Here is a 20,022-nt window from a genome sequence, read left to right on the forward strand (position 1 = left end):
GCGTGTACCGTGGGCCCCATGAGCAGCGTGGCAGCCGAGGAGTGGTGACGTTGGACAGCGGCATGGATTTCGGTCCCTGGCTCGCACGGCAGCTGAAGCAGTCGCACATGAGTCAGGCCGAGCTGGCCCAGCGGGTCGGGCTGACGCGAGCTGCGGTCTCGGCCTGGATCACCGGGCGTGCGACCCCTCGCGAGGAGACCATCGCGAAGATCGCGGAGGCTCTCGAAACCGACCTGGGAACCATCCACACCCGTACCGCCGACACCTTGGCCGGCCTCCCGGTCTCCTGGTCCCACCGTCCCGGATACGCGGATGGGGGCCGCGACTTCGGCAACGCGGCGGCCTTCGCCTTCGAGGCCGACGTCGAGGTGCTGGCGCGCGAGGCGACGCAGAACAGCCTCGACGAGCGTCTCGACCTCAACCAACCGGTCCGTGTGCGCTACACGCTGCACGAACTGACGGGTGAGGCACTGGCCCGCTTCCGCGACGAGATCCGCTGGGACGATCTCCTCCCGCACTACGAGGCGGCGGCGGCCCAGGACCAGAAGGTCGGACGGGTGATCGCCGCCGGGTTGCGCGACATGTACGAGCGCGACCGACTGGTCCTCCTCCGTGTCGACGACTACAACGCCTCCGGGCTGACCGGTGACGACTACGAGGACGGTCGGTTCGCCGCGGTCGTCCGCCGTCAGCTCGACAGCCACAAGTCGGTGAGCGGAGCCGGTGGTTCGTACGGGCTCGGCAAGGCGACGCTCTGGGCGACGAGCCGGCTCGGCCTCGTACTCATGAACTCCACCCTGTCCGAACCGCACGAGGGACGCACCGAAAGGCGCCTCATCGGCCGACTGGATCTGCCCTGGCGGGAAGTGGACGGACAACCCTGGGCCGGCCCCGCCTGGTTCGGTCGGCCCGACCCGGACGCGAAGGACGCCAACGTCACCCGCTCGTGGTGGGCCGACGAGGAAAGTGTCGAGCGTCTCCACCTCGCGCGCGAGAGCGCCGAGCCGGGCACGTCGTTCCTGGTCGTCGGCGCCCACGACGTGGCGAGCCTCGTCGAGGGTACCGACCGCAACGACGACGTCGAGGACGACGACAGCGTCCATCGCATGCACCACCGCCTCCTGGAGGCCCTCGGACGCAACTTCTGGGCGGCCATGACCGGCGGGGGAACGCAGAGGCCTCTGCTGGAGGCCTCCGTGCGGACGCTCCGCAACGGAACGGAGATCTTTCCGGAGACAAGGGTCGACCCGCGGGTCACCCAACCCTCGCGCACACGTGCGCTGCAGGCATTCCTGGACGGTACGACGGTGGAGCGACTGACCGAATCCGGGCAGGTGGCCATGGCGACCGTGCCGCTCGTGGTGCCCGGACGCGCCGGACGCGGAAACGGCGGTGAGCACCAGGCGGTCCTGCTGGTCACGGAGGCCGAGGATCCCGACGGGAAGCCGAACAGGGTGACGACGATGCGGGGCAACCGCATGACGGTCAAGACCGGTTGGGTGCCCGGACTGCCTGTCGGCACCAACCCCTTCCAGGCCGTGCTGCTCGCGGGCAAGGCGGCCGGCGACGAAGCTCCCTTCGCCGGCGAGGCCGAGGCATTCCTCCGGGCCTCCGAGCCGCCCGAGCACGACAAGTGGGGGCAGACGGAAGAACTGCGGATGCTGTACTCGCCGTCCGCCTACCGACGGATCGCCGCACTCACCAACCAGACCAACAAAGCTGTGCGCGACCTGGTCGCTCTGCCCAAGAAGAAGCGCGACGGAGGCTCGGAGCGGCTGCGCAAGAGCCTGTCGGTGGGAGGGCGGAAATCGGCTCGACCCACGACAGTGGCGGGGCCGCCGACACTGGAGGAGCTCGACGCCCGGATCGACGACAGCGGCGCATGGTGCGTCACGGCCGAGGTGAGGATTCCCGCCGGTGGCGATTCCTGGCGCCCCGTGCCGGTGGCCAAGCTGGACGTGCGTTCCGGTCCCCGGCCGGTTCTGGCGTGGTCCGAGCTCGTCGCCGTGCACAACTGCGAAGTGGTCGACGGCGCGATCCACTTCGTGCCCGGCGCGCGCAGCGCGACCTTCCGTGGAATCACCGACGTGTCCACCCATCCGGTGCGGGCCGTGTACAGCGGCCTCGTCGTGGAACTCCGTACCGACAAGGGGGGCCAGGCGTGAGGGTCTATCCGTACAAGCGACTTCCCGGAGTCGTCTCGCTCCGGGTCAATGCCGTCGAGCTGAGGGGACCGGGCGAGATCCGGGAACCGCTCGACACCAGCACGTTCTCCGCCGTCGAGCAGGTGGTCGCTCCCGGAGCGGCGGGGCGGGACGACTGGGAGAGCGTCCGCCTGACGCTGTCTGCCACCGTCCCGGGCAGGGCCACCGATCCCGACGGCCCCTGGTCCGACATCGCGGTCGTCGCCGTCCTTGCCGAAGGAGCCACCAACACCAGGACCACCGTCTGCCTGGAGCCCGGGGCGGAAGGCGGCCGTGAGTGGACCGGTCGCCTCGACCTGTGGCGCGTGGACCATCTCGACCGGGCCACGATGTCGGTCCATGTGGTCGCCACGGTGGACGGAGTGCCGGGACGTGTGATCGCCGCCTCCGAGAAGGACTGGATCATCGACCTGAAGGCCGATGCACCCCTGCGCGAGCGGGAGCTCGACGTCGCCGAAGTCGGTTTCCGGGAGGGGCCGGAGTGGCTGCGCCCCTTCAGGGACGTGCCCTGGATCGTCGACACTTCGGGCGATCTGCCGGCCGTGCACGTGAACACCGATTTCGAGGGCATCACCGACCTCGTCGGTGGCAACGGCGCACCGGTCGACAACCTGGTCCGCGATCTGCTGATCGCCCAGATGTGCACGGACGTGTGGACCGCCGTGTTCCACACCGCCATCGGGGACCTGGAGATCGAGGACGACGGTACGCCCCTCTTCCCGCACGACTGGCGGGGCGAGGTCCTTCGCGAGATGCTCCCCGACGTCGTTCCCGGCCGCTCGCTGGAGGAGGCCCTGCGCGAGGTCCACCGGCGAAGGACCGGGACATCGGGGTGGACAGATCTACAGCCCCGGATCCACTACGCCGCGACTCGCAGGGCCGACGTACCCAAGGCCCTCACCGCCACGATCCGTGGCCTGGACCGACTCCACCGGGGGACCGACGCATGACCGACAGGCCGATCCACCTGCCCGAACGCCTGGCCCTGCTCGCGGACCTCAACGCCGCGCAGTACCTCACCGAAGGGCTGCTCACCGGTAAGGAGGACGTTCCGGCGATCGGGCTCGACAAGATCGTCGAGCCGCTGCCCGGGGAGGAGGCGCGGGGGGCGTTGATGCCGGTCCGTGATCTCGTCGACGACGCTCTGCACGAGTTCAGGGACGGCAGGCCGACCGCGGCCGATGCCTGGCTGGCGCCTCGACTCCACGCGACCTTGAGGCTCAGCCGCCGCGAGGCCGCCGACCGCAGGCTGTGGAACTACCTGGCCCTGGGCGTGGCGCCCGACTACGTCGTCTGGCGTCATATGTCGGAACCCAAGAAGGACGGCGAAGCCCCGAAGGTCGCTGCCTCGCGATTCCGCGGCGCGGCCTACACCCAGGCGTTCGCCCGGCTCTGGTGGGCGGCCGAGCTGTTCCGGAACGGGGCCGACTACGGGCCGGTGGTGACCGTCTGCACCCACCAGGACATGCTCAACACGGCGTTGCGGCTCGATGTGATCGACCATCGGCCCACGGCGCAGGCGCTGGTGCGCCTGATCGATCGCGGCACCGTGAGCACCGGCCGGGAGATCAACGCGCTCGCACGAGCCGTCAACGCCTCCGCGGCCACTCTCATGTACGACGTCCTGGCCCCGGACACCGATCGGGACGGCCGACCGTCGCAGGAATGGATCGCCGCCGCGGAATGGGCGCCGGCCGTACCGCGCAGGGCGCTTCCGGAGGGACCGGACGAGGAGCGGGTTCCGGAGAATTCCGTCGCCACGCTCGTCGACCATTTCGCGAACCTCTTCGCCGGCGCTCCCGTGCGCGGCAGGGAGGCGGCCGACGACGGCGACGGGGACTGATGGAGCTCGATCCGAAGGCCCCGTACCTCAGGGGCCTTCGGCGATGCCCTCCTGCGCGGAGGGCAGCACCGGCTTCCAGTCCTTGAGCCAGCCGAACCACTCCTCCCTCGGGGGCTCACGCAGAAGAGCGCTGCTCAGGATGTGCAGGGAGAGGCGTGGCGGAATGGCGTTGCCGATCTGCTGGGCCACGTCGGTGGACTGCCAGGGATACGCGGCGGGGAACGACTGGAGGAGTCCGGCCTCTTCGAACGTCAGCCGTTCCAGCTCCTCGCCGTCCTCCTTCGCGCCTGATTCGCCTTCCTTCAGGAGGAAGAGGCGGTTGCGCCGGACCTTGCCCGTGATCGTCGGTGCGGGGTCGTCGGAAGTGCGTCGTCCCCGCTTCTTGGGATCTCCGCCGGAGCCGTAGTTGGAGACCATGACGAAGTCGGCGGGGCGTGTCGCGCGCAGAGCGTCCCCCATGGAGACCCAGGGCTCGACCGTTTCGCCGTCGTGCGGGGCCGGGAACAGCGAGCCGTCCTGGTGGTCGCGCGTCGGCGCCTGCCGCACGGCACCCTTCTTGTACCGCTGGTGCGTCGCTTCCGGGAACCGGACCTTTCGGTGAACGTTCTCCGGGTCGTACTGCGCGATCAGCACAGCACGCCGGCGCGCCTGCGGTACGCCGAAGTCCTCGGAATGCAGAACGTGGGCGTCGGCGGCGTATCCCGTTCGTCGGAGCAGCTCGGCGTAGTGCTTCCAGACCGGCAGCACGGTGGGTACCTGTTCGAGTACGACCACGTCGTAGGGCCTTCTGCGCCTGAGCTTGGCCTCCATGATCCAGCGCAGTGGTTGGAGGACGAGCCCCGTGCGCTTGTCGGACATGCCGTCGGTCTCGCCCTTGACCGCCTTCCAAGCGGCCTCGAAGGAAGCGAAATCCTTGTGGCCGACCAAAGCCGTGGCCAGGCGCTTCACGTCGTCCAGGGCCTTGTGGCCCTCCCGGTTCCCGGCCACCGAGAAGGACTGGCAGGGGGGGCCGCCGGTGAGGACATTCGCGTCCTTCACCTGCGGATCGCACGCGCTCAGCTCGGCGACGTCCTTCTCCACAGTGGTGAGGAGGCCGGCCGCGTCGCGCGTCGCACGGGTCGCGTCGTCCCACTCGACTCCGATGCTCTCCACGCCCATGATCGTGGCCGCGATATCGAGGCCACCAGGGCCTGCGAACAAGTCCACGACGCGGAAACGCGCACGTGGAAGCAGCTGGCGAGGTGCATGGGTCATGGGGTTGAAGTGTAGCCGGCCATTCAAGATCGACTTCCCTCCGGGGCGACAACCCTCCGCGTGCGTTCAGGCACGCACTGCCTCCGCGATGGCGCTGCCCAGTGCTCTTCCGACCGGCGGCGGTGAAGCGTGGCCGATCTGGCGGTACCGGGCTGTCTTTCTGCCCGCGAATCGCCACGTGGCGGGAAAGCCCTGCAGCAGAGCGGCCTGCGCGTCGGTGAGCTTGATCATGTCCGGGCGGCCGTCGAACTCGGGGCCCGGAACCTCATCGGCCAAGGCGCCGCCGTTGACCCCCATGCGGGCCCAGGCCTTCTTCGTTCCCGTCGGGCCCAGGTCGGCACCCCCTCGGTTGTCGGAGCCGCCCACCAAGGTCGGTGCCACGCCGTTCGCCTGCGCCGCCCAGGTATCGGCATCGCGCCACCCGCGGGCCGCCATGGAATCGCGCAGCGCCCTGCCCACCGAAACGTACTTCGCGACCGTCCGGCGAGGTGGGCGGAACGCGTCGGAGTACCGCTCCTTGAGCGCCACGAGCACGCCCTGCTTACGATCCTGCGGCACGCCGAAGTCGGCAGCGTTCAGCACGAACCAGTGCAATCGGTAGCCGAGGTGTTCCAGCTCCTTGCGGATGAAGTCGCGCAGCGGCTCGAACTCCGGGGCATCCACCAGCCCAGGCACGTTCTCGATGAGCAGACCACGCGGCTGGACGGAGTGGGCAAGGAGGACCGCTGCCTCCAGGAGGCGTTGTTCCTCCTCGGTCTCGGGCCGGGCGGCGGTCGCGCTGGACCTCACCCTGGGCAGACCCGCCGACAGCAGGTCGACATCGTAGGTCTCCGGGTACTCGTCGGGGACGAAGTCCAAGAGATCCATCTCCAGGACGTTCCACCCGGGACGGTTCATGCGCAGCGTCTCGCACGCCACCGCCTTGGCGTCCAGCAGCAGAACCGGGCTGTAGCCCGCTTGCTCCAGGCCCAACGCCAGCCCGCCCGCTCCCGCGCACACGTCGACGAACCGCAGGTCGCTCACAGATCCCCACCCTTTTGTCGTGCCGGCCTCGCGGAACGCTCCCGGTCGACGACCTCCGCCACCTGCTCGGCCACCCCGCCCGGGGCCTCGTGCTCCCAGAACCGCAGCACCGTCCACCCCTCCCCGGCCAGATGCTCGCTCGTCTCCCGGTCCCGCGCCATGTTCCGTTCGAGCTTCGCACGCCACCACTCGGCGTTCGACTTCGGTTGCGTGGCGTGAACAGGGCACCCGTGCCAGAAGCACCCGTCTATCAGCACCGCCACCTTCGCCCGGGTGAAGGCGATGTCGATGGTCCGCCGGGACATCCCCGGCACCCGTTCGTTGACCCGGTAGCGGTAGCCGGAGGCATGCAGCAACTTCCGCACCGCGACCTCCGGTTTGGTGTCGCGGCTCGGCTGCCGGCTCATTCGGGCGGAGACCTCGGGGGATGAAGGCTTCGCAGTACTCATCACTGCCCAGTCTCCTACGCCCCGTCGGCCGTCCGGTCGATGATCGCGAAATCCCTCCGGCCCGAATCGATGGTGCGGAAGCGCACCAGGCTCCTCCCGCCGCCGGCCGACGACTTCGGGGCGACCAGGGAGAAGGCCATCACCAGGTGCCGGGGGTCGACCGAGCCGTCGGCGGCCGGCCGCGGCTCGCTCTCGACCACGGGATACAGGACCAGTACGCCGCGACGTTCACGGACGAGGGACTCGACGAGCGGGTCTCCCGAGTCCTCGATGGCGCCCGCCACCCGGAGGGCGACCCCGCGGTGCTTCGGCTCGCTGATCGCGCCGAAGAGGTCGCCGCGGCGGCGGGTGCGGTGCGCGAGGGACAGCGGACGGGAACCGAGGATCGTCGCTTCCGTACGGCGGGCCGAGGTCTGCTGCGGGGCGATCACCAACCAGTCGTCGATGCCCGCGCCGGACTCCCCGGCTGTGATCAGGGACTCCAGATGGGGCGAGAACTGCGTGGGCGCGGACCAGCGGAGGTCGCACAGGATCTTCAACAGCATGTCGTGATCGACGGTGCCGAGCAGGGCCTCGTAGCTGTCGCTGCGCCCCTGGTCGGGGGAGGAGCACGTCAACGTGACGGGGGCGGGCCCCAACGAGCCCAGGACGGGCAGCCACACCTCCGCGTTGTGCCGCAGGTCCGCCCCGTCCGTCGGGTACGCGGTCGGCTCGACCCACTGGCCCGGTGACCGGATCTCGACCAGTTCGGCGTTGAACATCTTGTTGCGGCCGCTCGGCCTGATCCACGGCAGGTGCTGGGAGACCAGGGGCGGGATCTGGGCGGGGGTCACCTGGGGTTTGCCGTCGACCAGCTCCGCGTAGCGGGAGAGCTGGGAGCGGAAGGTCTCCTCGTCGCGGCAGATCGCCTCGAAGGCCTCGTACAGATCGACCGTCTGCGTCTTGGTCAGGGGTTCCTCGCGGCCTATGTAGAGGCGGACCAGGTCGCGGTAGCCGGGGCGGAAGCCGAACCAGCGGCCCATCTGCATCAGGGTGTCGGCCTGGCGGGTGGTGCGGCGGTAGTACGTGACGGTGAGGCCCTCGACCGTGAAGCCGCGGGAGAGTTTCGTGCCGCCGACCAGGATCTTCCACACGTTCGGGGTCCGGTCGAAGTCCAGGTCGATCTGGGAGAAGTAGCGGTCCGTGTCGCCGTTGACGACCACGACCGGGTTGCCGCCCGCGTTGATGAGCTGGCGGGCGCGGGAGACGTACGGGCGCAGGTCCGCGTAGGCGGACGGGGTCGGGAGGCCGTCGTCCGCGTGGTGGGCGAAGTCGTCGACGAGCAGCTTCTCCAGCCGGGCATGGCCCTCGTGGGAGGTGTAACCCGCCTGGTGCCACTGGGTGTTGATGCGCAGCGCCAGGTCCGCGTGGTCGTCCATCTTCACCGACTCGTGCACCAGCATCGTGTGGTGGCGGAACGGGCCCTCGGCCACTCCGCGGTCGGCGCGGTAGAGCTTCAGGGCGCCGGTGAGGACGAACGCGTCCATCGCCTCCTGGAGACGGTCGCCCGTGTCGTCGTGGATGCCGCGTACGTGGGTCTCCTCGGCCGCCCCCTCGCCGTCCAGGTCGTGGAAGTCCTGCACGCCCATGTAACCGACGGGGCGCGGCAGGGAGATGAGGAAGTCGCGCGGGAAGATGTCCTCGCCGTCGCTCGGGTCGATGAAGACGTTCGCGAACGGGGTGGCGGTGTAGCCGACGTACTGTGCGCGCGGGAGCAGGCCCAGGAGCTCGGAGATCAGGCCGTTGATGGCCGTGCGCCGTGTCTGGCCCGATTCCCATTTCTTCGGGTCGGAGGTGTTCACGGAAGCCTGGTCGGACTCGTCGTCGATGATCAGGGTCGGGATCTCGCGGAGGATCGGGCCGATCTTCCTGAGGTCCTTCACCAGGTTCGTCAGGACGGACTTGTTCTTCTTGACGACCATGACGCGGGCGGCCGCGCGGTGCAGGTTGTCGGGGACGTACAGCGGCAGGTGCTTCTCGCGCTTCTCGATCTCCAGGGCTCCGATGCCCTGCCGGAGGCTGCGGTAGTCGTCGTCCCGGGTGGTGAGGCGCTCGATGTTGAACGGGCGGTGACCGTGGCTGACGAACTTCGCCGGCCAGTCCTCGTCGTCCTGGTAGTCGATGCCGACCAGTGCGTCCGGGTCCGAGGGGTCGGCTCCGCGCAGGATGTTCTCCTGGCCGATCAGCTCCATGTCCAGGCGGCGCTGGGTCTGGTCGCGGAGCAGGTTCAGGGTGCCGCCGAGGACGATGACCAGGCGGTAGCCCGCGTCGATGGCCTTCGCCGTGACACCGGTGAAGTTGGCGGTCTTGCCGGACTGGACGTAGCCCACGACCAGGCCGCGGGCGCCGTACGCCTCGGTGCGGGTGGGGTCGGAGAGGCGTTCCACCACGGCGTGGCTGGCCTCGTCCAGGCCGGCCACCGCGGCGTCCGACCAGCCCTTGCGGCGCAGGAGCTGTTCGTAGGAGTTCCAGTAGAAGGAGCGGGCGGCCGCGGAGTCGCGGGAGTACCAGGAGGTGAACTCCTTGCTGATGACGGTGGGGCCCGGCTCCTTGAAGACCGGGACCGCCCGGTCGAGCGCCCGGCGCAGATCGGCGCCGAAGCCGAGGCGGTCGTACGCGTCCGTGCGGCGGGCGTCCGTGCGGGCCGGGGCGGTGGACCAGTCGGCCTGCTCCGCCAGGTCCCAGGCGGTCAGGGTGCGGTGCCAGAGCGCGCTGAGCTCGTCGCCCGGACCGGCGGCGGCGATCCGGTCCCGGAAGTGGCTCAGCTCGGTGTCGGCGGGTTCGTCGGCCTCGGAGAGGACGAAGGCCAGCTTGGTGAAGTGCTTGGGACCGCGCCGCATCGCGGCCAGGACGTCGCCGTGCAGGTTGAACAGGTGGTCGGTCATGGCGGGAACGGGCTTCCTCGGGAGGGTGGGCGGAGGTGGAGGGCGAAGGGCGGTGGTCAGCGTGCGAGCTCGCAGCGTGCCGCCGTCACCAGGACGCTGTTCCACAGCGCGACGTTGTCGGTGTGGACGGCCCTGACCCGTTCCTTCTGGAAGATCTCGTTGACCATGAGGTAGAGCATGCTCTTCACCACCGGCGCGTCGTTCAGCCCGCCTCGGCGGCCGCCGTTGAAGACCTGCCGGTACTCCTTGTTCAGCTTCACCTCCCGTTCCTCACGGTCGAGTTCGAAGAACACGTCCGACGGCAGGGCGTCCCAGCGGAAGGTGATCGGGTCCTCGCCGTCGAGCTCCGGCAGCTCGTCGCGCAGCGTGCGCCTGAGCTTGGGGTCGATGCCCTTGCCGGCCGGGAGGACGGCCTTGCGCTGCGGCTCGGTGGCGCGCCGGGCGGCCTCCCGGTAGGTGGTCTCCGCCTCCTGGAGGTACGTAGCGAAGGTGTGCCCGGCCTCGTCCGTGGCCTGTTCCAGTCCGCGTGCGAAGGCCGGGGTGACGGTCACGCCGTCCTTCTTCACCGTGAGGCTGAAGACGTCGTTCGGCTCGTTCGGCAGGTCGACGGCGATCCGGGCGAGGGCGAGGTGGCCCTCCGCGCTGCGCGTGCTGTTCCAGCCGCCCGCCTGGACGAGGCGGTCGTTGCGGTAGATGTAGAAGCCCTGGCGCTCGGCGAGCGGACCGATGCCCCGGAAACTGACGAGCGGTGACTTCGGCGGCCAGATGTGGGCGGTCAGCGCCACTTGGCCGACGCCCTCGACCGGCGCGGTGTACGTACGGGGGTAGCCGGCCCGGCCGGGCACGCGGTAGCCGAAGGGGTCGATGGGCTCGACGCCCCGGTGGTCCAGCTCCTCCTTGGTCCGTACGTCCTCGACGACGATGTCGATGTTGAAGTCGTCGCGGGCGAGGAAACGGTGGAGATGGAGCCCGAGATGGGTCTCCAGCTTTTCGATCGCGTCGTTGAGGAAACGGTCGGCCTGACCGGTGGTGATGGTGTCGAAGGCGCGGACCCGGTCCCAGCGGACGATCGTGCCGTGCCACTGGATCAGACCGTCGTAACGGTCGACCAGGTCCTGGCAGTAGCCCGGGTCGACGATGTCGCACGTGAAGTCGGCCTGGGCGCGTGCGGTCAGCCAGCGGCGGCCGGTCGACGGGCTGCGCTTGGTCCGGCTGATGACGGTGAGGGAGTCGGCGTGGGAGAGCGAGGCGGCCTTGAGGCCCGCGCCGAAGTGGCCGAGGGCCGTGTCGGAGTACCCCTCGCGGCCGCCGACCGTCATGGCCGTGTCCAGGGACTCGTCGTTCATGCCGCATCCGTCGTCGATGACGAGGAGGCCGGCGAGCCCGTCCTCGTCACGGAGGAAGCTGACGACGACGTTGCGGGCGCCGGCGTCGATGGAGTTGTCGACGAGGTCCGCGATGGCCGCCTCGAAGCCGTAGCCCTGGTGCGTCAGCGATTCGACATAGCGGGCGGCGGGCGGAAGCCGCTTGCTGCCTGAGGTCGGGATCTCGAACTGCCAGTCGGCCGAAGGCTGGTAGGGCGGCATGAACACTTCCTCGCGCACGCAGGGCTGAGAACCTGCGTGGGGAGGTGCGGCCCTGAGATGGGTAGTTGGGATGTGATGATATTGCAAAGGTGGGACACAGGGGAATCCGATTGACAAAAGCGCTGCCGGTGGCCGGCGGGGTCGTCGCTCCGTGTCAGGCCCGGGGAGCCGTGCTGCGTACGTAACGGAGTCCCGGCTTCCCGCTCAACTGGACCTTCTCGCCCGTGGGGACGAAGCCCGTGCGGGTCAGGACCGTGCGGGAGGCCGTGTTGTCGAGGGTGGCCGATGCGTGGAGGGTGGTCAGACCGTACTCCGTGGCCGCCCGGGTGCAGAGGTGGAGGACGGTGGCCGTGGCCAGGCCTCGGCGGGTGGCCTTCTCGGCCATGCGGAAGCCCAGCTCGGCGGAGCCGTCCGTGACGTCGACCAGGTTGAAGCGGCCCAGCACCTCGCCTTCCGGGGCGACCAGCAGGTGGAAGTGGCAGATTCCGGCTGCCTGCTCGGTGAGCCGGGCGGTCAGGACGGCGGCGAAGTCGGTGAAGTAGGCGTCGCCCCGGTCCGGTACGGATGCGGCGAAGTACGTGCGGTTCTCCTGCTCGAAGGCGAGCAGGGCGGGTGCGTGGTCGGGGCGGAGGCGCTGGAGTTCGGGCATGGGGCAACCCTATGGATTCCGGGCCGTGGGGTGGATTTTTTTGTCGGCGGGGCTCCGGGAGGAGTGGTGGCCGCGTGGCCCTCGGGGGTGTGTGCTTCCGTTTTCCCGTTCGCGCAGTGACGGTGCCTCTTTGGGCAAGTCCGGTTGTTCGTAATGGAGTTGGGCTTCCGTAGGGCCTTCCGGTCTTCGTATGTTTCTCCTTGGTGTGTTGGCCGAAACGGTGGGGTACGCGGTAGCGACGGGCCGGGAGGGCGGATGAAGGCGGTTCCGGGGAAGGGCCCCGCCTCCGAGTCCGGCCGCAGGGGTACCCCTCATCGCGAGAACGTGACACTCAAGCCCGAAGTGTCACGTTCGCAAGCACCCCCACCCCACCGTCCACCGGCCGACCGTCCTGCTCCCGACCCCCGTAGCGTGCAGCGCCTGCAACGGGCGGCGGGCAATGCGGCTGTCTCCCGGCTGGTCGCGCAGCGGTACACGGCTCCGGTGAAGCCGGCACCGGCGCAGGCTCCCGGCTTCCGCAAGGTCAAGGCGGACGTGACGGCGAAGAAGGCCCGCCTGGCCCACCATGTGCCGGCTGCTACGGAGTCGAAGTCCGCGCAGGACGCGGCTGTCGCGCCGCCGGACGACAAGGAGGCCCAGGGCAAGGCGGCGAACGCCGAGAAGATGAACGCGGCGAAGCCCGGGGAGTTCGACAAGAAGGCGTTCGTCGACGCGGTGAACAAGGCGATCGACGCGCAGGCGCCGAAGAACCTCGACGACGCCGACAAGTTCTCCAAGTCCGGCAAGGCGGACAAGATCAAGGGCGAGGTCGACGGGAAGGTCAAGGACGGGAAGGAGTCCTCGGCCAAGGACATCGACACCGCGACGAAGGCCCCGCCGGACACGTCCGCGGCGAAGGACAAGCCCGTCACCCCGATGACCCCGGACCAGGCGCCGGGCAACCCCGGCGCTCCGTCCGCAGCCGATGCTGTGCCCGCCCAGCAGCCCGCGTCCGTGACGGACTTCTCCGAGGGGCCGGCCGCCAACGACCAGGCGATGGTGGACGCGGAGGTCACGGAGGATCAGCTCGCCAAGGGCAACGAGCCCGAGTTCGATCAGGCGCTCTCGGCCAAGAAGACCGCCGAGACCGACTCCGCGAAGGCTCCGGCCAAGGGCAAGGCGGCCGAGGCCCAGCAGCTGAGTACCGCGAAGGCCGGGGCGGCGGCCTCCGGGGCGCAGGCCATGAACGCGTTGACCGCGACCCGTGCCTCCGCGGGCAAGCAGGTCGACGGTGGCAAGGGCGAGACGAAGTCGAAGGACGAGAAGAAGCGCGCCGAGGTCACGGCGAAGCTCCAGAAGGTCTACGACGGGACGAAGAAGGACGTCGAGGAGACCCTGTCCGGCCTCGACAAGAAGGTCGACGACAAGTTCACCTCGGGCGAGAAGGCGGCCCGGGACGCGTTCACCGCCGACCACAAGCGCCGGATGAAGGCGTACAAGGACAAGCGGTATTCGGGGTGGACGGGCAAGGCCCGGTGGGTCAAGGACAAGTTCGCGGGCCTGCCCAAGGAGGCCAACAACCTCTATCAGGAGGCCCGCAAGCTCTACGTCACGCAGATGCAGACGGTCATCTCGTCGGTGGCCGACATCATCGGCGCGGAGCTCGGCAGGGCGAAGGCCCGTATCGCGAAGGGGCGGGCGGAGCTGAAGGCCGAGGTCGACAAGCTCCCCGCAGACCTGAAGCAGTTCGGTGAGGACGCGGCGAACGACTTCGCGGGGAAGTTCGACGATCTCGAAGCCACGGTCAACGAGAAGTCCGAGCAACTCGTCCAGGACCTCGCGCAGAAGTACACCGCCGCGCTGAACAAGGTCGACGAGGAGATCAAGAAGCTCCAGGAAGCCAACAAGGGGCTGATCGACAAGGCGAAGGACGCGATCGTCGGCGTCATCAAGACGATCAACGAGCTGAAGAACCTTCTGCTCGGCATCCTGGCCAAGGCCGCCTCCGCCATCATGAAGATCATCAAGGACCCCATCGGGTTCCTCGGCAACCTCGTCAAGGCGGTCGGTGCCGGGCTTCAGCTCTTCGTCACCAATATCGCCACCCATCTCAAGACCGGCGTCGTGTCCTGGCTGCTGGGCACCGCGGTCAAGGCAGGTCTCGAACTCCCGCAGAAGTTCGACCTCAAGGGCATCATCCAGCTCATCGCCTCTCTCCTCGGCCTGACCTGGGACAACATCCGCGCCCGCATCACCCGCAAGGGCATCCCCGACGAAGCGATGACCGTCGTCGAGTCCTCCGTCCCCGTCGCGAAGAAACTCGCGACGGAAGGCCCCGCGGGCGCCATCAACGAAATCACCGAGGAAGCCGGCGACCTCAAGGCCACCATCCTCGAAAAACTCACCAGCTACCTGATCCCCACCGTCATCATCGCCGGGATCACCTGGATCATCTCCCTCCTCAACCCCGCCTCCGCCTTCGTCCGCGCGGTCAAGGGAATCATCGACATCGTCACGTTCATCGTGAACCAGGGCGCCCAGATCGTGGAATTCGTCAACGCCGTCCTCGACGCCGTCATCGCCATCGCCAACGGCGGCTCCGCAGGCGTCCCCAAGATGGTCGAGGCCGCCCTCGCCACCAGCGTCCCGCTCCTGATCGGCTTCCTCGCCTCACTCCTCGGCATCGGCAGCCTCGCCAACAAGGTCAAATCCGTCTTCCACGCCGTCGCCCGACCCGTCAACCGCGCCATCGACAAAATCGTCAACTTCATCACCAAGAAGGGCAAGGCGCTGTGGCGTAAGCTCCAGAGCAAATTCCCCGGAAAGTCGAATAATAAGAACAAGGTGGGTGAGGGGGATTCCGGGAAGTCGGAAGACGGCAAGAAACGGCAGGCCATAGCGGCCGCTGACCGCCTCCTTTCGTCGAAGCCGCCCCTCGAATCCGTTCCGGCCCGCCTCGCACCCATATCGGGAAGCCACGGAGTTCCGCTCCGGCTGATCAAAGAATCCACGAATGCCGACGGCGTGCACGTCCACGTGCAGGCCATCAAGACCAATACGCACACGCTCCCGCCCGAGCCGGTCTATGACCCCGGTGTGTACTCGGATGTCGAGCTGTGGGAACACGCGCAGAAGGGGATTCGGCTCAAGGGGCAGAAGGGGGCGGAAGGCCGCGCGAATCGTGATGCGGCCAGAGCGGAGCTGGCTCGGCGCATAGGCGGCGCGGCGGACAAGGATCTCGTCGGCCATCTCGCCAAGAAGGACCCGCGGCGGACCAGGGGCGCCTCCGGAGAGGACGCCGCAGGTCACCAGAGCGGCCACATTGCGGGGCGGCATGTTCTGGGCCAGTCGCGGGACTTGAAAGCCGTGGCTCCTGCGGTACTCGGTTCCACCGTCAGCGAGGACTGGGTCGCATACCGCGCAGCCACCAACATTCCCAAGTGCGGCGGGATGGCGGGGGCGTTCGCCGGAACCGGTGATGCGAGCACCTGCATACAGAACGCAGTTTCGGACATCATGCAGGACTGGACGGCGTTCAGGGTCGAAATTCTCAAAAAGGGTAAAATTCAGACCACTGTCCCTGCCGTAGGTTCCGGAGTCTGTTTTCTGCGCATGGACAGTCACGCGGCTACCGCGAGTCAGCTTCCCACGTGGCTGGGAGGTTCAACCAATCGAAAACTCCATCCCCAGGACGCCAATGCGTCCATATCTCCGCCCCTCGCCGACAGAGGATCTCCGGGCGGCACCGAAGTCCGCATCCTGCTCGACAAGTCGGCACCTCAGGGGTGGTTCGTCCACAGCGCTTGGCCGACGATCTGAGCAGGGGACCGATGACCGAAAACAATGAACTGGGCTGGCGCATTCTCCACGAGATCGAGCAGGACCATGAGTGGCGTGAGCAGAATCCCGCGCTCTTCTTCGCGGAGCTCTGCGACGACCTCTGGCGCACGACACCCGACGACGAAGCGCTGGAGGTCTTCAAGATCCGGGTCAGAAACGCCGGTTGGTGGGCTTCCGATGTCGTCGACTGCGTGGAGAGAGTCGTGGCCGACCGACCCGATTGGGCCGCCCGCACACTGGAGCACTCCGCCGACCTCTGGTTCGGCAGCCCGGCGGAGGAGACACCGGAGCCCTACCTTGACTGGCTGGCCGAGCGGGCCGTTGAACTGCGCAGCGCGCTCGATGAGGTGCGCACGGGACCCGTGTGAGGCTCCGCGCCGGGGTCTTCCCGGGCCGCGGACGCGGTTCTGTCGCGGTACGGGGCCCGCGTCCTGACCGGAACGAGCCCCGCACCGCCGACGTTCAGTCCGCCCCGTGGCACTCCCGGTACGCCCGCCCCGAGCCGCACCAGCAGGCCGCGCTGCGGGCCGGGGGCCAGGGGATGGCGCGGCCGCGGGCGGCGAGGGTGGTGGCGTACTGGGGGAGGAGGCCCGGGGTGGACGGGGACGCGGCCTCCGAGGCGGCGAAGGCCTCGTACGACGGGACCGTGCCGGTCACGATGCCCAGGTTCGGGGTACCGGCCTGGTGGAGGTCGCGGAGGGCGGACTCCAGGCGGGCCAGGTGCTCGGGGTGGGAGGGGTACTCCTCGCGCAGGTCCGGGTAGGCGGCGAGGAGTTCGGTGAGTTCGGCGGCCGGCCAGTGCAGCACCGCGACCGGGAACGGGCGGGACAGCGCGGTGCGGTACGTGCCCAACTCGGCGCGGAGGCGGGTGATCTCGGCCTGGAGCTCGCCCGGGTCCGAGGAGCCCAGCGACCACAGGCGCTTCGGGTCGTGGAGCTCGTCCAGCGGGACGTCGACGGTGTGCAGGGTGTCGGCCAGCTCGTCCCAGGCGTCGTGGTCGACGCCCATCAGCCTGCGTACCCGGTGGCGGCCGAAAATCAGCGACTGGACGGCGTACGGGACTTCCTCGCCCGGCGTCAGGAGCAGCGTCAGCGCGGTCGAGAAGTAGTCGTGGGCCGCTTCGAGTTCGTCGTGGGCTTCGAGGGTCTCGGCCGCGATCTCCCAGGGGCCCGGGTCGAGCGGGCCCGCGGCGCGGATGCCTTCGATGATCGCGCGGGCCTCCGCCTCGTGGCCGTACTCCCACAGGTTGGCCGCATTGAGGGCCTTGACCAGGTGCGGGTGGTCGAGATCGAGGTCGGGGGAGCCGAGAAGTTCGTCGTAGAGGGTGGTGGCGCGGGCGCGGTCGCCGGCGAGTTCCAGATGGGCCGCGGCCTGGAGGAGCAGCGGCTCACGGTCCTCGGGGTACCGCGCCGCGGCGCGCAGCAGGCGCTCGGCTTCGGTGGTGTGGTCGGCAGGCGTGTCGGGGCGCATGAACCACACCGTACTGCTGTACGGCTCCGGGGCGGAGAGTTGTTCCAGGGCTGGTGAGTTACGGGCCGGGGGCCTATCGTGCGGCCGTGCGGCAGCGGATACCGGTGGTGGTGCAGCGCAACTCGCGAGGGCGCAGGGTCGCCGCGCGCGGGCTCTGGACGGGTGCCGAGCTGGTGGTGACCCTCGGCGTCGTCCTGTTGTTGCTCGTTGTTCATCAGCTGTGGTGGACCAACCGGCAGGCCCGCTCCGGGGCCGAACACCAGGTGCGGGCCCTTGAGCGGGAGTGGGGGGAGGAGCGCGGGGAAGCCGGGGCGGTGCCCGACGGGGATTCCGGGAGCGGGGGAGGGGCCGGGGAATCGGGCGGGCCCGGTGGGTCCGATGGGTCCGGTGGGGCGTCGGGCGGGGGGCGTGCCGCCCGTTCCGCGCCCCGGTGGGACCAGGCGTACGCCGTCATCCGCATCCCCCGGATCGGGCTCGTCGCGCCCGTCGCCCAGGGCATCAGCAAGAGCGGCGTCCTCGACAAGGGGTACGTCGGGCACTACCCGCGCACCGCGCAGCCCGGCCGGCCCGGGAACTTCGCGCTCGCCGGGCACCGCAACACGCACGGCGAACCCTTCAGGTACATCAACCGGCTGCGGCGCGGGGACCGGATCGCCGTCGAGACCCGGGACGCCGTGTACACGTACACCGTCGACCGGACGCTCGCGCGGACGAGCCCACGCGACGGCGGCGTCATCGCCACGATCCCGCGCAGCAACGTGAAGCCGTACACCGGGTACACCGAGGCCGGTTCCTATGTGACGCTCACTACCTGCACGCCCGAATTCACCTCCCGGTACCGGCTTGTCGTATGGGGAAAACTCGTGGATGTCCGGTCGCGGTAGCGGCGTCGCACTAAGGTTCCCTCACGTGCTCAGACGACGTCCGCAGTTGTTGTGGTTGCTGGTCCCCTACGTGCTCTACCTGGGGGTGCTGCCGCTCGTGAACCGGGTCCACCCGGTGATTCTCGGGCTGCCGTTCCTCTTCGTGTGGCTGCTCGGGGCGACCCTGCTGACCCCCGTCGCCGTATGGCTGACCCGGCGGGGGGACCGCCGGTGAACGCCACCGTCGCGACCTCCGTCTTCACGGTCTTCATGGTCGCCACCGTCGCCCTCGGACTGCTCGCCACGCGCGGGCGGCGGAAGGGGAACGGCGAGGGCGGCGGGCTCGCCGAGTGGTCCGTGGGCGGGCGCAGCCTCGGGACCGTCTTCATCTGGGTGCTGATGGCCGGCGAGGGCTACACCAGCTTCAGCTACCTGGGCGCCGCGGGCTGGGGCTACAACTACGGGGCCCCGGTGCTCTACGTGGTGGCGTACATGTCCTGCGGGTACGCCATCGGCTACGTCGTCGGGCCGATGCTCTGGGCGTACGCGCGCAAGCACGGGCTCGTCGGGATCACCGACATGGTGGCGCACCGCTTCGGCCGGCCCTGGCTCGGAGCGCTCGTCGCCGTTCTCGCGACCGTGTTCCTGCTGCCGTACATCCAGCTCCAGATCACCGGCATGGGCGTGGTCGTCTCGACCATCTCCTACGGTGCCATCAGCCTGAACCAGGCCTACTTCATCGCCTTCGCCGTCACCACCGGCTTCGTCGTGGTGAGCGGGCTGCGCGGCAGCGCCTGGGTGTCCGTGCTCAAGGACGTCCTCGTGATCGCCACGCTCGGCTTCCTCGCCATCTACGTACCGATCCACTACTTCGACGGGTACGGGCCCTTCCTCGACCGGCTCGTCACCGAGAAGAGCGAGTGGCTGACCTTCCCCGGGCACGGGGACAGCGGGCTCGGGCAGGCCTGGTTCATCACGACCTCGTTCCTCAACTCGCTCACCGTGGTGATCTTCCCGACGACCGTCGCGGGCTACCTCGGTGCGAAGAACGCCGACGTACTGCGCCGCAACGCGATGCTGCTGCCCGCCTACAACGTGCTGCTCTTCGTGCCGATGCTGCTCGGCATGGCGGCCCTCTTCGTCGTGCCGGGGCTCGTCGGCGCCGAGTCCAACCTGGCCCTCTTCAAACTGGTCGTGGACTCGCTGCCGGCCTGGGCGGTCGGTGTCATCGGGGTGGCGGCGGCGCTCTCCTCGATCGTGCCGATGGCCGTCTTCATGCTGGTCATCGGCACGATGTGGGGACGCAGCGTGCTCTCGCTCGTACCGCGCTGGGAGCGGCGGCAGAAGGGTGCCGCGCAGACCGTCGTGGTGGTCGCGGGCGTGATCGCGCTGGTGCTCACGTACACCGCGCCGAACACCCTGGTGCGGCTCTCGCTCATTTCGTACGAGGGAATGGCACAGCTGCTCCCCATGGTGCTGCTGGGGCTGGTGTGGCGGCGGCTGACCCTGCTCGGGGCGATGAGCGGGCTGGTCGTCGGTGTGGGTGTGGTGTGCGGGTTCGTGTTCACCGAGAACGATCCGGTGTGGGGGGTGAACGCGGGCATCGTCGCGCTCGGCGCCAACCTTGCCGTCGCGCTCGCGGTGACGTACGCGGGGCCGCGCGATCGCGACGAGCGGCCGGACGACGAGGTGCTCGCGCGGGACGAGATCGGGGCCCCGGAGGGGGAGGCGGAACTCGACGGGGTTCCTGCGGGAGCCGGCCGCTGATCGGCTGCTGATCGGTCGGCGATCGGTCGGCGATCGGTCGGTGACCGGCCGTTGGTGAGCCGCCGGCCGACCGTCGGAAGGCCGCCGGCCGACCTTCGGACGGTTCGGTGCGGCGGGCCCATCGTGTATAACGGCTGGAGAGCATCAGGCGCGCGTCTGTGCGAATGGCAC

15 protein-coding genes are annotated in these 20,022 nt (G+C 69.1%); 8 read left to right on the top strand and 7 right to left on the bottom strand.

Features of this window, described 5'->3' with window-relative positions; genetic code table 11:
• Positions 1-62: 62 nt before the first annotated feature.
• Genes ACFYY1_RS00675 through ACFYY1_RS00685 form a run of 3 tightly spaced genes read left to right on the top strand, consistent with a single transcriptional unit; the run spans position 63 to position 4,047 of the window.
• A complete protein-coding gene (locus tag ACFYY1_RS00675; RefSeq protein ID WP_388581397.1) occupies positions 63-2,165 on the top strand; it encodes a helix-turn-helix domain-containing protein in 2,103 nt (700 codons plus the stop codon).
• Positions 2,162-3,154 carry a hypothetical protein gene (locus ACFYY1_RS00680; protein WP_388578945.1) on the top strand — a complete coding sequence of 331 codons (993 nt, stop codon included), beginning with the start codon at positions 2,162-2,164 and terminating at the stop codon, positions 3,152-3,154. The genes ACFYY1_RS00675 and ACFYY1_RS00680 overlap by 4 nt, the downstream gene beginning before the upstream one ends.
• Positions 3,151-4,047 carry a DUF6339 family protein gene (locus tag ACFYY1_RS00685; protein ID WP_388578948.1) on the top strand — a complete coding sequence of 299 codons (897 nt, stop codon included), beginning with the start codon at positions 3,151-3,153 and terminating at the stop codon, positions 4,045-4,047. The genes ACFYY1_RS00680 and ACFYY1_RS00685 overlap by 4 nt, the downstream gene beginning before the upstream one ends.
• A gap of 27 nt (positions 4,048-4,074) precedes the next feature.
• Here the strand turns inward: ACFYY1_RS00685 and ACFYY1_RS00690 are convergent, their stop codons facing one another.
• From ACFYY1_RS00690 to ACFYY1_RS00715, 6 genes are all read right to left on the bottom strand, one after another.
• Positions 4,075-5,301, bottom strand: coding sequence for a DNA cytosine methyltransferase (locus ACFYY1_RS00690; protein WP_388578950.1), 1,227 nt, complete (start codon positions 5,299-5,301; stop codon positions 4,075-4,077).
• Positions 5,302-5,367: 66 nt separating this feature from the next.
• The gene (locus ACFYY1_RS00695) at positions 5,368-6,324 is read right to left on the bottom strand and encodes a DNA cytosine methyltransferase (RefSeq protein WP_388578952.1); all 957 of its coding nucleotides are present in this window, start codon (positions 6,322-6,324) and stop codon (positions 5,368-5,370) included.
• A complete protein-coding gene (locus ACFYY1_RS00700) occupies positions 6,321-6,773 on the bottom strand; it encodes a very short patch repair endonuclease (protein WP_388578955.1) in 453 nt (150 codons plus the stop codon). Before ACFYY1_RS00700 ends, ACFYY1_RS00695 begins: the two co-directional genes overlap by 4 nt.
• 14 nt (positions 6,774-6,787) lie before the next feature.
• Positions 6,788-9,697 (bottom strand): Z1 domain-containing protein, encoded by a 2,910-nt coding sequence (locus ACFYY1_RS00705; RefSeq protein WP_388578958.1) that lies wholly within the window; start codon positions 9,695-9,697, stop codon positions 6,788-6,790.
• Between the two features lie 56 nt (positions 9,698-9,753).
• On the bottom strand, positions 9,754-11,283 hold the full coding sequence (locus ACFYY1_RS00710) for an ATP-binding protein (RefSeq protein ID WP_388578960.1): 1,530 nt from the start codon (positions 11,281-11,283) through the stop codon (positions 9,754-9,756).
• A gap of 154 nt (positions 11,284-11,437) precedes the next feature.
• Positions 11,438-11,932, bottom strand: coding sequence for a GNAT family N-acetyltransferase (locus ACFYY1_RS00715; protein WP_388578963.1), 495 nt, complete (start codon positions 11,930-11,932; stop codon positions 11,438-11,440).
• Positions 11,933-12,343: 411 nt separating this feature from the next.
• Here ACFYY1_RS00715 and ACFYY1_RS00720 point away from each other — a divergent pair, with 411 nt between their 5' ends.
• Together ACFYY1_RS00720 and ACFYY1_RS00725 are read left to right on the top strand one after the other, a co-directional pair.
• A complete protein-coding gene (locus tag ACFYY1_RS00720; protein ID WP_388578966.1) occupies positions 12,344-15,730 on the top strand; it encodes a hypothetical protein in 3,387 nt (1,128 codons plus the stop codon).
• A gap of 11 nt (positions 15,731-15,741) precedes the next feature.
• On the top strand, positions 15,742-16,119 hold the full coding sequence (locus tag ACFYY1_RS00725; protein ID WP_388578969.1) for a hypothetical protein: 378 nt from the start codon (positions 15,742-15,744) through the stop codon (positions 16,117-16,119).
• Positions 16,120-16,213: 94 nt separating this feature from the next.
• Here the strand turns inward: ACFYY1_RS00725 and ACFYY1_RS00730 are convergent, their stop codons facing one another.
• Positions 16,214-17,221, bottom strand: coding sequence for an SEC-C metal-binding domain-containing protein (locus tag ACFYY1_RS00730; protein WP_388578972.1), 1,008 nt, complete (start codon positions 17,219-17,221; stop codon positions 16,214-16,216).
• A gap of 86 nt (positions 17,222-17,307) precedes the next feature.
• On the opposite strand from ACFYY1_RS00730, the gene ACFYY1_RS00735 reads away from it, so the two are divergent.
• Genes ACFYY1_RS00735 through ACFYY1_RS00745 form a run of 3 tightly spaced genes read left to right on the top strand, consistent with a single transcriptional unit; the run spans position 17,308 to position 19,851 of the window.
• Positions 17,308-18,105, top strand: a complete 798-nt coding sequence (locus ACFYY1_RS00735) for a class E sortase (protein ID WP_388578975.1) — start codon at positions 17,308-17,310, stop codon at positions 18,103-18,105.
• A 55-nt stretch (positions 18,106-18,160) separates the two neighbouring features.
• Positions 18,161-18,319, top strand: a complete 159-nt coding sequence (locus ACFYY1_RS00740; RefSeq protein WP_124723383.1) for a DUF3311 domain-containing protein — start codon at positions 18,161-18,163, stop codon at positions 18,317-18,319.
• Complete coding sequence (locus tag ACFYY1_RS00745; RefSeq protein ID WP_388578978.1) at positions 18,316-19,851, top strand: sodium:solute symporter; 1,536 nt, start codon at positions 18,316-18,318, stop codon at positions 19,849-19,851. Before ACFYY1_RS00740 ends, ACFYY1_RS00745 begins: the two co-directional genes overlap by 4 nt.
• Positions 19,852-20,022: the final 171 nt, after the last annotated feature.

This window comes from Streptomyces sp. NPDC001890 (assembly GCF_042891445.1).
Classification (GTDB): Bacteria; Actinomycetota; Actinomycetes; order Streptomycetales; family Streptomycetaceae; genus Streptomyces.